Genomic DNA, 12,360 nt, shown 5'->3' with positions numbered 1-12,360 from the left:
CGGCAGTTACCTTTCAGCCGATTCGTTCGGGGGGATCCGATAGGTCGTCCTCGGTCGCCCGGCGGCGCAGGGGGGTCACGACGCCGTTCGACGATCCGGACTTGTAGCCGACGCCGCCGAGCAGCAGACGTTCCTCCGTCAGCCGCGGCCGCAGCGCGGGCCCCATCGGCCACCAGTCGTCGAGTTCGACCAGACCGGGCTCGATCAGTTCCAGATCGCCGAAGTACGAGGCGATCTGCTCCCGGGTGCGGTACCACCCGGAGCCCAGGCCCATTTCGGTGAAACGCCGTTGCAGCTCGATGGCCATCTCGTGCGCCTCGCCACCGTCGGCGGGATCGTAGAAATGCGTGATCGCGACGTAGGAGCCGGCGGGCAGCGCATCGATGTACTGACGCATGATCCCCGCCGGATCGAGATCGTCGTCGACGTGGTGCAGGATGCCACACAGGATCAGCGCCAGCGGTCGGGTGAGGTCGAGGTGCTGGGTCACCTCGGAGTTCGCCAGCAGGGTTTGCGGGGCGGTCAGATCCGCGGGCACGAAATGGGTGAACTCGTTGCGCTCGAGCAGTACGCGGCCGTGGATGTTGCACACCGGATCGTTGTCGACGTACACCACGCGCGCCGCGGGGTTCTGCTGTTGCGCGATCTCGTGTGTGTTGCCGACGGTGGGCAGACCCGCGCCGATGTCGAGGAATTGGCCGATGCCGACGGTCCCGGCCAGATAGCGCACGACGCGGTGCAGCCAGCGGCGATTCATGCGGGCCACGTCGCTCTGCCGCGGTGCGACTTCGGCGACTCGGTCGCGTACGTAGCGGTCTACTTCGTAGTTGTCCTTGCCACCGAGGGTGGCGTCGTAGACGCGGGCGATGCTCGCGCGAGTCGTGTCCACGCCTACCGGCGCGCGGACACCGGTCTGGGGAGCGGGATCGGACATGGAGACCTCTCTCTAGTTTCCGTCGCCTGGCTCACCAGCCTAGGGACCGCCGAATCGGGGAGCAATCCGTGCGGATGCATTCGGCCAGTGCTGCTTTCGTGAACCCATGGTGGTCTTGCCGAGCGCGACCGAGCATGGGAACCGGTCGGTATTCATCGGTTGCGGGCGATGACTCAGGACGCGCCGGGCCGGTACAGCACTCGTCCGGGCAGCCACCCGCCCTGGACATGCGTCACGCGCCACCAGTCGATGTGCACCTCCACCGCCTCGATGGGCGTGGACAAGAACGGTTCGATCTGTGGCTCCTTCCGTAACAGCGTCCGGAACGTCTCCTCCCGTTCGCTCGCGCCGGTGCGGACCACGGCCGTGCCGAGGCCTTGTGCGAACGGGTTGAGGAATCCGGCGGGGACGACCTTGACTCCGATGCTGGGATTGGCGCGCAAGCAGTCCAACGTCCGTCCGCCCGACTCGAGCACGAGCGTCAAGCGGAACGGATCGCCGTTCAGTTCGGCGAAGAACGCATTCGAGCACCAGCTCACGCCCGCTTTCGACGTGGCGAGGTCGATGCTGGTGAAGCCGAGGACACCGGTCAGCTTGTCCTGGATGTCCTGATCGGTGATCCGCACGTCGTTCGATGTCATGTCGGGCTCCGTGGTGGGGGGACGGGTTCAGGTTTTGCGGCCGACGCCGCCGAGCATGAGACGTTCATCCGGCCACGGCGTGCGCAGCGCTGGGCCGCCGGGCCACCATTCGTGCAACTCCACCAATCCCGGTGGAACCATCTCCAATCCGTCGAAGAAAGCCTGGATCTCCGCGCGGGTGCGCCAGCGTCCGGTGCCGAGGCCCCCGTCGTGCAGTGCTCGTTCGGCCAGTCTGGCCAGCGCGTGCAGTTGTTCGCTCTCGGCGGCCGGATCGAAGAAGTGGCTGATCATCACATAGGAACCAGGGGCGAGGCGATCGATATACCGCCGCATGATGCCCGCGGGGTCCCGATCGTCGTCGACGTGGTGCAAGGTGCCGCACTGCATCAGCAGCACCGGTCGGGTCAGATCGAGGTAGCCGTTGACCGCGGGGTCGTCGAGCACGTCGTCCGGCCGGGTCAGGTCCAGGTCGAGAAAGTGCGTGCGTTCGTTGGCTTCCAGCAGCTTGCGCCCGCGCGCGGCGCAGATCGGGTCGTTGTCCACGTAGACCACCGCGACTTCGGCGCCGAGTTCCTGGGCGACCTCGTGGGTGTTCTTCTGCGTGGGCAGCCCACTGCCCAGATCGAGAACCTGGTCGACGCCCGCCGACCGCGTGACGTACCGGACCACCCGCTCGAGCCAGCGCCGATTTGCGGCGCCGACGTCGTCCTGGTGCGGCACCGCCTTCTTCAAGCGCTGGTACACCTGCCGGTCGGACTCGAACCAGTCCGTCCCGCCGAGGGCATAGTCGTACACCCGCGCGATACTGGGTATCTCCGGGTCCACACCCGCTAGTCGGGTCGATCCCTCTGCCGACGTCATGGCGCTCCTCCTCCGCGTGGCCACCGTCGGGGGCGACTCTACGCACAGCCGTCTCGGCGCGCCGGGGAATCCGGCCCGGATATTGCGTTGGCGCTCTTGCGAATCCATTCGTGCGTATCCGATTCGCGGCGCGCGCTCGCGTCCGGGCCGGCGTTTGCGTGCGGCCGAGTAGGATCGTCAGCCGACGTTCCGACAGCTGTGATGGTGGAGGCACTACGCCGCGCGGTCTAACCCCCGATCGGCCGGAGGCATGCATGACCAACGACGAGGACAGTGGTGACAACGCCGAATTCCCTGCGGCAGAACGTGGTCCGACGGTACTGCGGATCGCGCTCGGCAGCCGGTTGCGTCAGCTGCGCGAGGGCTGCGGAATCAGCAGGGAGGCGGCGGGCGACGCGATCCGTGGATCGCATGCCAAGATCAGCAGGCTGGAGCTGGGCCGGACCGGGTTCAAGGAACGCGATCTGCACGACCTGCTGAACCTCTACGGAGTTGTCGAGCCCGCTGAACGCGAAACGTACTTCGAACTGGCTCGGCGGGCCAACGACCCGGGGTGGTGGCAGCACTACAGCGATCTGCTCCCGGCGTGGTTCGAGACCTACATCGGCCTCGAACAGGCCGCCACCACGATCCGCACCTACGAGGCGCAGTTCGTCCCCGGGCTGCTGCAGACCGCCGATTACGCACGGGCGGTGATCCAGCTGGGCAATACCGACGAGACCGAACGCCGCGTCGCCATCCGCATGCGCCGCCAGCAGATCCTCTACCGTGCCGCCGCTCCCACGCTATGGGCTGTCATCGACGAGAACGCGCTGCGCAGGCCGGTCGGCGGAGTGGAGGTGCTGCGCGAGCAGATCGAGCATCTGGTCGCGATGGCCGACCGTCCCAGCATCCGGATCCAGGTGCTGCCGTATGCGGCGGGTGGGCACTCCGCCGCGGGCGGCCCGTTCAGCATCCTCCGGTTTCCCGAGCCCGAGCTGCCCGACATCGTCTACACCGAGCAGCTCACCAGTTCCCTGTATTTCGACAAACAGCGCGATGTCGAGCTGTACATGTCGGTCATGAACCGGATCAGCGTGGAGGCGCTTTCCCCGGCCGAGAGCGTGCGCTTCCTGCGCGAGCTGCTCACCGAGCCGCAATCCGGCGAATAGGACTGACTCGATCGTCGTTTCCGAGTGCGGTATCCGTGCTCCACGTGTGTGCGCCCGGCTCGGCGCGGGAAGTTTGCCAAAAGGGTCGCGGGCGACCGAGGAGTCGCCGCGGCGTGCTGTCGATGGCGGGACGGCGTCGTGCGGTCGGAAACCGGTCGGTCGGCACGGAGCGGCGGAGAGCAAAGGCTCCGAATCGAATCCTCGCTGCGTGACGTGAAATCCGTTGTCGTCGGCGAGAACTCGGTGAAATGCGATCGGCGGAAGGTAACAGTTCGATATCGGCGCATTGCATCCGATACTGATTCGTTATCGATCAGCCTGCGTTCACCTCGATTTTCGCGGTTTTCGAGACCGGTGGCGCCAATGCACATGCACGCGCGCATGTACGTACCGATGGACGATCACCGATGCGACGCGGCCGCCGTGGTGTGGCAGTATCCCTGTCGAGGTCGGGGTCTGAGGATCGGCTCGGGCACTGGCTGGTTCGGCCACGGCGACCCCAACGCGAGTTGGGGTCGCCGGCGGAGCCGTCGCGAACCGCTCCGATGTCCGGATTGCCGATAGTTCACGGCGTCAGCACGATCCGGATCGGATTGCCCTCCTTGCTTTCCAACGCGTGTACCGCTTTGTCCGCTTCGGACAGGGGGAGCACGGCACTCACCGACTTGGCGAAATCGAGCCGATGCGCGCGGCGCAGGCGCACGAGTTCGAGCACATGGTCGGGCTCGGAGCCGTAATGCCCGCGCAGCTGCTGTTGCCGAAAACTGAAGATGGTGCCGTTGGTGATCGTGATCGGCTTGTCGGTGAGCCCGACCAGCACCAAGCGTCCCTCGTCGGCGAGACATCCGACGGCTTGTTCGCGCACGGGCGCGAAGCCGGCGAAGTCGAACGCGGCATCGAGTCCCGCTCCCGCGGTGGCGGCGTACACCTTTTTCGCCAGTTCCGGGTCGGACGGATCGAGTGCGAGGTCCGCCCCGAATTCGAGCGCGCGCTGCCGGGCGGCGGGCAAGGGATCGACCGCGATGATCGGCGCGGCGCCGATCAGCCGGAGCAACTGCACCCCGTGCGCGCCGAGCCCGCCCACGCCCCACACGCCGGCCGACTCCGCGGCCCGCACCTGACCGGTACGGGTGATGGCGGCCCACGGCGTCGATACCGCGTCGGGGATGAAACAGGCCTGCTCGAACGGTAGGTCGTCGGGAATCGGCACCAGGGTGTCCGCGGTGGCCAGCGCGTATTCCGCCCAGCCGCCGTCGTAGTCCACGCCGCGGGTGTAGGTTTTGCCGTCCCGGATCTCGCCCGCCTGCAACAACACCCGGTCGCCCGGCTGGGGACCCTGCACCTCGGGCCCGAGGGTGTGCACCGTACCCGCGACCTCGTGCCCGAGGGTGACCGCGTCGCCGGCCAGGTACATCGGCGACAGCACGCCCTCGATGAGGTGGACATCCGACAGGCAGACACCGGCGGCCGCCACCTCGATCAGTACCTGACCCCGGCCCGGGGTCGGCACCGGGACGTCCTCCAGGCGGAACCGATGCCCGTCGGCGGCACGCGGGAACAGTCGTCCAGCAAGCATGTTCAACTCCTCAGCAGGCCGATCGGTTGATGTGCGCCGCGCGTTCCGGGGCGATCGATCAGGGCGTCCATGTGAGGCGGCCGCCCTCGAAGTCCTGGGCTTTCCCGTTCTCGAAGTCGTACTCGTCGCTGGTGGGGTAGCCGTAACGCCCGGCTTCGCCCCCCGCGGCCTCCCAGTTCTCGCGGATGGATCCCCAGACGACATGGGCGCCGGTGCGCGGGGCGTAATAGATGGCGCCGCCGCCGAACAGGTTGTAGCGGCCGTTGCCCGCGCGGGCGGGGGATTCGTCGGTGATGGGGAACCCGAGCGGGCTGCTCTCCCAGCCGAAGGAACCCCACTTGTCGCGGATCACGCCGCCGATCTGATGCGCGGCGGTGCCGAGCGACCAATAGATCGACCCGTTCTGAAAGACGCTGTAGCTTCCCGGCTTCGATGGTGTCGCCACCTCCCGCGCCACGGGGTAGCCGAGCGCTCCGCCCTCGTAACCGAGATTGCCCCATTTGTCGCGGATGGCGCCACCGACCTGACGGGCGCCGGTGTCGGGGTGCCAGTAGATGGACGAGCCGCGCTCGAACGCTTGGTAGCGGCCGCCGCGCGCGGCGGAGTCCTCGGGTGTGACGGGGTCGCCGAAAAACGCGGGCCCACCGGCCTCGTCGTACTCCGCTTCGATCGCCCCGCCCACGTCGTAGGGGCCGATCGGGCGCGCCGCCGCATCGGGAAGGATGCCTGCGAGCAGAATGCCGAGCGCGGCGACGATGGCGAGCGCGCCGCGGGTGCGCGAGTGGTTCGGGCGACGGTGCCGTGCCAAAGTGAACTCCTGTGCATCTCGGGTGGGTGCGGGATGGAGCTGAAGCTTTCGGTCGGCGTGCGGAGATCAAGTTACCTCGCCGGGTCGCGATGCGGAGCGATACGAGGTACTCGAATGCCCTGGTGTCGTGCGGTGCGGTGGACGGCGGCCATCCAACTCATCCTGGGCTCCGAACAAACTGGCGGTGCTACCGTGCCCACGGTCGCGCCTTCTCGGATACGGTGCCGCCGGGGCAGGGTGCTCGCACCCTGCCTCGGCGGTGTCATGAACGGAACATGTTGCCGGGCAAGGGGTAAGTCCGATTTCAGCGGAGGACGTTCGCCGCCTCGGCGGCGATGGTCGCGGCGACCGCACCGAGGGCGGGGGAGTCCAGACGCCACTGCTGCCAGTACAGCGGGACATCGATGACGACGCCGGGATCGATCGAGACCAAGCGGCCGTCGGCTCGGCCGTCGCGGGTCTGCAGATCGGGGAGCATCCCCCAGCCGAGCCCGAGCCGGACCGCCTCGGCGAATCCGGTGGACGACGGCACATAGTGGCGTGGCGGATTCAGCGGTTTGCGACCGCGCCTGCGCAGCAGGCGATCCTGCAGGTCGTCTTTGCGGTCGAACAGCACGACCGGAGCCGCGGCGTAGGACTTCGCCGTCGCACCGTCGGCGAACCAGCTGGCGGCGAATTCCGGGCTCGCCATCGGCCGGTAGCGAATCGCTCCGAGTCGATCGACCTTGCAGCCCTGCACCGGCTGGGCGGTCGAGGTGATCGCCGCCATCACGGTGCCGTCGCGCAGCAGACGCGTGGTGTGTTCCTCGTCCTCGCGATGGATCTCGAAGCACACGCCGCGCGGTGCGCGGGCCAGCGCGGGCAGCACCCAGGTCTCCAGGGAATCGGCGTTGACCGCGATGGGCACCCGGATCGGGCCGTCGGAGGGTTCGCCGCCGAGTTCGCGTGCGGTATCGCCCGTCAACAACTGGATCTGCCTGGCCAAGCGCAGGACGGCCAGCCCCGATTCGGTGGCGCGCACCGGTTTCGTGCGCTGCACGAGAATCCGGCCCGCGGCGTCCTCCAGCGCCTTGATCCGCTGACTGATCGCCGACGGCGTGACACTCAGCCGTCGGGCCGCGGCGTCGAAGGTCCCCTCGGTGATCACGGCGTCGAGTGCGCGGAGCTGGTCGAGCTGGAGATCCATATTAAGGAAGCGTAATGATAGATAAGAATCTTTAGCTTGTCTGGGTATGATCCGCGGCCTTAGCGTCGCTGGACGTGAGCGTTTCCTCGGCGGTGGTGGCGGCCGTGTCCGGTTTGGGCTTCGGCCTGTCGTTGATCGTGGCGATCGGTGCGCAGAATGCGTTCGTGCTGCGGCAAGGGATCAGTGGCAGGCACGTACTCGCGGTGGTGACGGTGTGCGCGGTGTCCGACATCGTGCTGATCGCGGCCGGGGTCGGCGGGTTCGGCGTGGTCGTGCAGTCGGCCCCGGAGGTGCTCGTGGTGGCGCGTTACGCCGGGGCGGCGTTCCTGATCGGCTATGCGGTGCTGGCGGCACGGCGGGCGTTCGGCTCCGCCGCGCTGAGCGCCGAATCCGGGCGGACCACCGCGGCGCTCGGCGCGACGGTGGTCACCTCCCTCGCGCTGACCTGGCTCAACCCGCACGTCTACCTGGACACCGTGGTGCTGCTCGGCTCCCTCGCCAGCACGTACGCGAGCCCGGATCGCTGGTTCCTCGGCGCGGGGGCGATGCTGGCCAGCGTGCTGTGGTTCACCGCACTGGGCTTCGGCGCGCGCCTGCTCGGCCCGTTGTTCGCCCGTCCGCGCGCGTGGCGCGTGCTGGATTCGGTGATCGCGGCGGTGCTGCTCGTCCTCGGGCTGGGACTGTTGTGCATCGGGTGAAGGCCGCGCTCACAACTGCTCCTTGATCTTCGCGGCGAACTCGTAGCCGGCCTGCCACTCCGGGCCGGGAAGGGCGAGGACGACGCGCGCCGCGCCCGCCTCCGCGTAGGCGGACAGTTGCTCGGCGGCCTGACCGGGATCGGTGGCCAGCGGGGGCGCGACGACCGTCACAGTGAGCGGCGGACGGCCGTATTCCGCAGCGAGTGCGGACAATTCGGCTACGTGCGCGCCGATCTCGCTCGGCTCGAGTCCGATGGCGACCCAGCCTTCGGCATAGGCGGCGGCGCGCCGCCGCGCCCGTTCGGCGTCGCCCGCGACGAGCACCGGCGGCATGGTCGCACCTGGCGCCAAGGCGACCTCGGTGCCGTCCGGAAGGACGACCGGCCGCCCGGCGACCAGATCGGGCAGCAGACTCAACGCCTCGTCCGTGCGGCGGCCGCGCTCGGCGAAGGACGCGCCCGCAGCACGCCACCCGACATCCCCGTGCGCCGGGTTGCCGGTGCCGACACCGAGGATCAGCCGGTCACCGGAGACGTACTGCAGCGTGGCGATCTGCTTCGCGGCCCAGGCGACCGGCCGCAAGGCCAGCAGCATCACGCCGTACCCGATGCGGATGCGATCGGTCGCGGCGGCGGCGGTGGCCAGCACCACGGTGCTGTCCAGGATCGGCGCGCTGGCCACGAGATGATCGGTGGACCATACCGAGTCGAGGCCGCTCGCTTCGGCCAGGCGAGCGGCGGCTCGCACGTCGCCGAGGATGGGTTTCGCGGGGTCCGGCGTCGAGGTGGGCAGGATGATGCCGATTTCCAAGGTCATGCTTCCGACGCTACGAACACCTCGCGTCCGAGCCAATGTTCCGCTCGCTCGAGTCGATATCCCGGACGCTCACATCGATTCGGCTGCCGCGTAGCGAGTTTCGGCGACCGCCTCCGGTGCGGGCCGCAGGCGGGCACGGATGACGTGGGCCGACCGTATGTCGCGGACCGGCTGATGCGAGTCGGCGAGCAGTGTGGTCCGCGCGACATTCCGGATCGGTCGGACTCGCGGGAGGGCAGCGCATCGACCAGCGGGTCGGGACCGTAGCCCGGCCGAACGCGGTGTCGTGGCCGATATCGGCGTGGTCGCGGGCGTAGCGGGCATGACCGCGCTCGAGCGCGCTGGATCTGGAGCCGGACATTGGAGGCGAACGGCGGCTTCTTCCTCCGGTCGGAATCGCTGCGGCGGTGGTCGTCGGACACGAACCGACATCGGCGGGTGGCGCCCGCGCTCGAGGCTAGGGTGGGCGCATGGTCGAGTCGACGCGAATCGTGCTTGCTTCCCGGCCGGTGGGTGCGCCCACCGCGCAGAATTTCCGGACCGAGACCGCGGAACTCCCCGCTCCGGGCGAAGGCGAAGTTCTGCTGCGCACCCTGTACCTGTCGCTCGATCCGTACATGCGGGGCCGGATGAGTTCGGCGAAGTCCTACGCCGATCCGGTCGAGATCGGCGCGGTGATGGTCGGCGCGACCGTGGCCGAAGTGGTCGAATCCCGCGACCCGTCGCTGACGAAAGGCGATGTGGTCTTGGCCTATTCGGGGTGGCAGTCCCATGACGTCGTCCCGGCGCGCGGACTGCGCAAGCTCGACCCCGGCAGGGTTCCGGTCTCGACCGCCCTCGGCGTGCTCGGCATGCCCGGCTTCACCGCCTACGCCGGACTGCGCAAGATCGGCAGACCCCAGCCGGGCGAGACGCTCGTGGTCGCCGCGGCCACCGGACCGGTGGGCTCGGCCGTCGGCCAGATCGCCAAGATCGACGGCGCCCGCACGGTGGGGATCGCGGGCGGCCCGCGCAAGGTCGCATATCTGAACGAACTCGGATTCGATGTCGCACTCGACCACCGCGCTCCCGATTTCGCCGAGCAGCTCGCGGCGGCGGTCCCCGACGGCATCGATGTCTATTTCGAGAACGTCGGCGGCGCGGTGGCGGACGCGGTGTACCCGCTGCTGAACACCTACGCGCGTGTGCCCGTCTGCGGGCTGATCGCAAACTACAACGTCGCCGGCGCCCCGGAGGGCCCGGACCGGCTGCCCGCCTACTACAGCCGGATCCTGACCAAGAGCCTCACGGTGCGCGGGTTCATCCAGAGCGAATTCGTCCGTGAGCTGTATCCGGAATTCTTGCGCGAGATGGGCGAGTGGGTCGCCGACGGACGCGTGCGGTACCGCGAGGACGTCGTGTCCGGCTTGGCCGCCGCACCCGAGGCGTTCATCGGCATGCTCGAGGGCCGCAACTTCGGCAAGCTGGTGGTGCGGGTCGCCGACTGATCAGCTCGCCACCGCGCCGCCGCCGATTCCGAGGTAGACCACCATCAGCACGAACAGGAACCAACCCGCGCCCTGCCAGATGGGCCAGGTCCGGCCGCGGCGCCACTGCACGTAGGTTTCGACGAAGGCGCCGATGCCGCCGATCAGCAGCACCACCGACGGCCCGAGCACCACAGCGACCTGCGCGGCGGTATCGCACAGCAGGTTGTCCGCGTCCGCGCACTCGCGCTGCGCGGCCCACAGCACGGCCAGCAGGAAGACCAGCGCGGCGGTGGCGAGCACCGAAGCGACGTAGGTCGCGGCGCGCCGGAACCCGCGCGGATCGCGCCAGCGTTTCTCGACGTCTTCGACCATGTTCACCACCTCGCCGTCCCTGGCCGCCGGTTCCTCCGACGTGATTGCCGAACGGCGGCGGCTCAAACGCCGCTCAGGGTTTGCGTCCGACGCCGGCCAGGTACCAGGCGGACCGCGTCGCGGCCGGGGCGACATCCGTGTCCGGGCGCCACGCGTCCACCGGAACGATTCCCGGCTCGACGAGTTCCGTTCCGGCGAAGAAGGATTCGGTCTCCGCGTGGCTGCGCGGCTGGAACGCGATGCCGGCCTGCTGAGCGGCTGCCGCCGCGCGCGCCATCGGGCGCGGGTCGAAATCGCCGGTGAAGTGGGTGAGCACCAGATAGCTGCCGGACGGGGCCGCGTCCAGCAGTCGGCCGACGACACCGTACGGGTCGTCGCTGTCGCGGAAGAACATCATGACCGCGACCAGCAGGATCGCGATGGGCCGGTCCTGGTCGAAGGTATCGGCCAAGGCGGGTGCGTCCAGGATGGCGCTCGGATCGCGCAGATCCGCGTCCAGGAAGGCGATCCTGCCCTGCGGCGTGCTCGCCATCAGTGCTCTGGCGTGAGCGAGCACGAGCGGATCGTTGTCGACATAGACCACCCGCGCGGCCGGATCGGTGTGTTGGGCCACCTCGTGCGTGTTGCCCGCGGTGGGGAGACCGGGGCCGATGTCGAGGAACTGATCGATGCCCGCCTCGCAGGCCAGATGGCGCACCGCCCGGCCGAGGAACGCGCGGTTGGCGCGGGCCATGTCGCGGATACCGGGGATGTGCATGGCGACCGTGTCGCCGAGGGCGCGGTCGGCGGGGTAGTTGTCCTTGCCCCCGAGCCAGTAGTCGTACACCCGTGCCTCATGGGGGAGGCTCGTGTCGAGCTTGGTCGACGATCCGGCGCGCACTTGCGCGTGACCGTCCGGCATGGCGACTCCTTTCCCGGCGACGCAGGACCGGCGCCGCACCCCTGTCGCCTCCAAAGGCGACCTCGCGCTACGAATTACGCGTCAAGAATAGGGTGACGCATCCACAATGAGCGGTAATTCGGCCGATTGGTCCGTTTCCGGAGAGTCAGTCGGCGGCGGCGAATCTGGCCGCGATCTCCTGGGCGGTGACCTTCGCGAGTTCGACGAAGAACGGAACCCGTTCGGGAATCATCAGTGTCGTGGGGCCGCGCAGACCGAGTGCGAACCGGCAGCGGCCCGCCGGATCGAGGATGGGCAGGCCGATGGTGCGGAAGCCCGGATCGAGTTCCTCGTCGTTGTAGGCGTATCCGCGCTCCCGCGTGGTGACCAGCTCGGCGCGCAGTTCACCGGGGCCGGATACCGAGCGCTCGGTGCCCTCGTCGTAGGGGAGTTCGCGTAACTGCTCGTCGGTGGCCTCGGACCAGGCGAGCAGGGCCTTGCCGAGCGCGCTGGCGTGCAGGGGCAGCCGCACGCCCTGCAGTTTGTGCCCGTCGGTCTCCCGCCACCGGCTGGTGCCGAGCAGCACGGCGTGGATGCCGTGGCGGGTGGCGACCGAGCAGCTTGCCCCGGTGGTGCCCGCGAGCTGCTCCAGATACGGTTCGGCGAGGTAGATCCGGTGCTGGCGGTAGGCGATCTGCCCCCACTCGGCCAGCGCGCCGCCCATGCGGTATCGACTGGATTCGGCGTTCTTCTCCAGAAAACCCGCCTGCACCAGCGTGGTCAGCAGCCGGTGCGTGGTGCTGACCGCCAGACCCTGTTGCCGCGCGACCTCCGAGACGCCGCGCTCCCGGCCGTCACGGAAGCAGTCCAGCACGGAGAGGGCGCGGGTGACGGTCTGCACGCCGGAGGGTTCCACGACTGTGACGGTAACACAAGCATGCGGACCAGAGAGTTTGCTCTTTCCGTTA

Annotated in this window: 13 protein-coding genes; 3 read left to right on the top strand and 10 right to left on the bottom strand. The window is 68.7% G+C overall.

Annotation, left to right across the window (positions count from 1 at the left end; all coding sequences use genetic code 11):
* Positions 1 to 13: 13 nt before the first annotated feature.
* The 3 genes from AB0L97_RS24435 to AB0L97_RS24425 all read right to left on the bottom strand — a co-directional run bounded on the left by AB0L97_RS24435 (position 14) and on the right by AB0L97_RS24425 (position 2,436).
* A complete protein-coding gene (locus tag AB0L97_RS24435) occupies positions 14 to 934 on the bottom strand; it encodes an SAM-dependent methyltransferase (protein WP_356965310.1) in 921 nt (306 codons plus the stop codon).
* Between the two features lie 173 nt (positions 935 to 1,107).
* Complete coding sequence (locus tag AB0L97_RS24430) at positions 1,108 to 1,575, bottom strand: hypothetical protein (protein WP_364433440.1); 468 nt, start codon at positions 1,573 to 1,575, stop codon at positions 1,108 to 1,110.
* Positions 1,576 to 1,602: 27 nt separating this feature from the next.
* Positions 1,603 to 2,436: an SAM-dependent methyltransferase gene (locus AB0L97_RS24425; protein ID WP_355080513.1), complete on the bottom strand. Its 834-nt coding sequence runs from the start codon at positions 2,434 to 2,436 to the stop codon at positions 1,603 to 1,605.
* 254 nt (positions 2,437 to 2,690) lie between these two features.
* Here AB0L97_RS24425 and AB0L97_RS24420 point away from each other — a divergent pair, with 254 nt between their 5' ends.
* The gene (locus AB0L97_RS24420; protein ID WP_355080511.1) at positions 2,691 to 3,587 is read left to right on the top strand and encodes a helix-turn-helix transcriptional regulator; all 897 of its coding nucleotides are present in this window, start codon (positions 2,691 to 2,693) and stop codon (positions 3,585 to 3,587) included.
* 565 nt (positions 3,588 to 4,152) lie between these two features.
* Here AB0L97_RS24420 and AB0L97_RS24415 read toward each other — a convergent pair.
* From AB0L97_RS24415 to AB0L97_RS24405, 3 genes are all read right to left on the bottom strand, one after another.
* Positions 4,153 to 5,163, bottom strand: a complete 1,011-nt coding sequence (locus AB0L97_RS24415) for a zinc-binding dehydrogenase (RefSeq protein WP_355080509.1) — start codon at positions 5,161 to 5,163, stop codon at positions 4,153 to 4,155.
* Between the two features lie 58 nt (positions 5,164 to 5,221).
* On the bottom strand, positions 5,222 to 5,971 hold the full coding sequence (locus AB0L97_RS24410) for a hypothetical protein (protein WP_355080507.1): 750 nt from the start codon (positions 5,969 to 5,971) through the stop codon (positions 5,222 to 5,224).
* Between the two features lie 304 nt (positions 5,972 to 6,275).
* Positions 6,276 to 7,157 (bottom strand): LysR family transcriptional regulator ArgP, encoded by an 882-nt coding sequence (locus tag AB0L97_RS24405; protein ID WP_355080505.1) that lies wholly within the window; start codon positions 7,155 to 7,157, stop codon positions 6,276 to 6,278.
* Positions 7,158 to 7,231: 74 nt separating this feature from the next.
* On the opposite strand from AB0L97_RS24405, the gene AB0L97_RS24400 reads away from it, so the two are divergent.
* Positions 7,232 to 7,855: a LysE/ArgO family amino acid transporter gene (locus AB0L97_RS24400; RefSeq protein WP_364433433.1), complete on the top strand. Its 624-nt coding sequence runs from the start codon at positions 7,232 to 7,234 to the stop codon at positions 7,853 to 7,855.
* Positions 7,856 to 7,864: 9 nt separating this feature from the next.
* Here the strand turns inward: AB0L97_RS24400 and AB0L97_RS24395 are convergent, their stop codons facing one another.
* A complete protein-coding gene (locus AB0L97_RS24395) occupies positions 7,865 to 8,671 on the bottom strand; it encodes an LLM class flavin-dependent oxidoreductase (protein WP_356965300.1) in 807 nt (268 codons plus the stop codon).
* 470 nt (positions 8,672 to 9,141) lie between these two features.
* Here AB0L97_RS24395 and AB0L97_RS24390 point away from each other — a divergent pair, with 470 nt between their 5' ends.
* On the top strand, positions 9,142 to 10,158 hold the full coding sequence (locus tag AB0L97_RS24390) for an NADP-dependent oxidoreductase (protein ID WP_364433429.1): 1,017 nt from the start codon (positions 9,142 to 9,144) through the stop codon (positions 10,156 to 10,158).
* Here AB0L97_RS24390 and AB0L97_RS24385 read toward each other — a convergent pair whose 3' ends face one another.
* From AB0L97_RS24385 to AB0L97_RS24375, 3 genes are all read right to left on the bottom strand, one after another.
* Complete coding sequence (locus tag AB0L97_RS24385) at positions 10,159 to 10,512, bottom strand: hypothetical protein (RefSeq protein WP_355080497.1); 354 nt, start codon at positions 10,510 to 10,512, stop codon at positions 10,159 to 10,161.
* Positions 10,513 to 10,585: 73 nt separating this feature from the next.
* The gene (locus tag AB0L97_RS24380; RefSeq protein WP_364433425.1) at positions 10,586 to 11,413 is read right to left on the bottom strand and encodes an SAM-dependent methyltransferase; all 828 of its coding nucleotides are present in this window, start codon (positions 11,411 to 11,413) and stop codon (positions 10,586 to 10,588) included.
* A gap of 145 nt (positions 11,414 to 11,558) precedes the next feature.
* Positions 11,559 to 12,308, bottom strand: a complete 750-nt coding sequence (locus tag AB0L97_RS24375) for an IclR family transcriptional regulator (RefSeq protein WP_355080493.1) — start codon at positions 12,306 to 12,308, stop codon at positions 11,559 to 11,561.
* Positions 12,309 to 12,360 lie beyond the last annotated feature (52 nt).

This window comes from Nocardia sp. NPDC051911 (assembly GCF_040681035.1).
GTDB classification, from domain to species: Bacteria; Actinomycetota; Actinomycetes; order Mycobacteriales; family Mycobacteriaceae; genus Nocardia; species Nocardia sichangensis.
The sequence above is the reverse complement of the archived record's forward strand: the minus strand, read 5'-3'. Positions and strand labels throughout refer to the sequence as shown.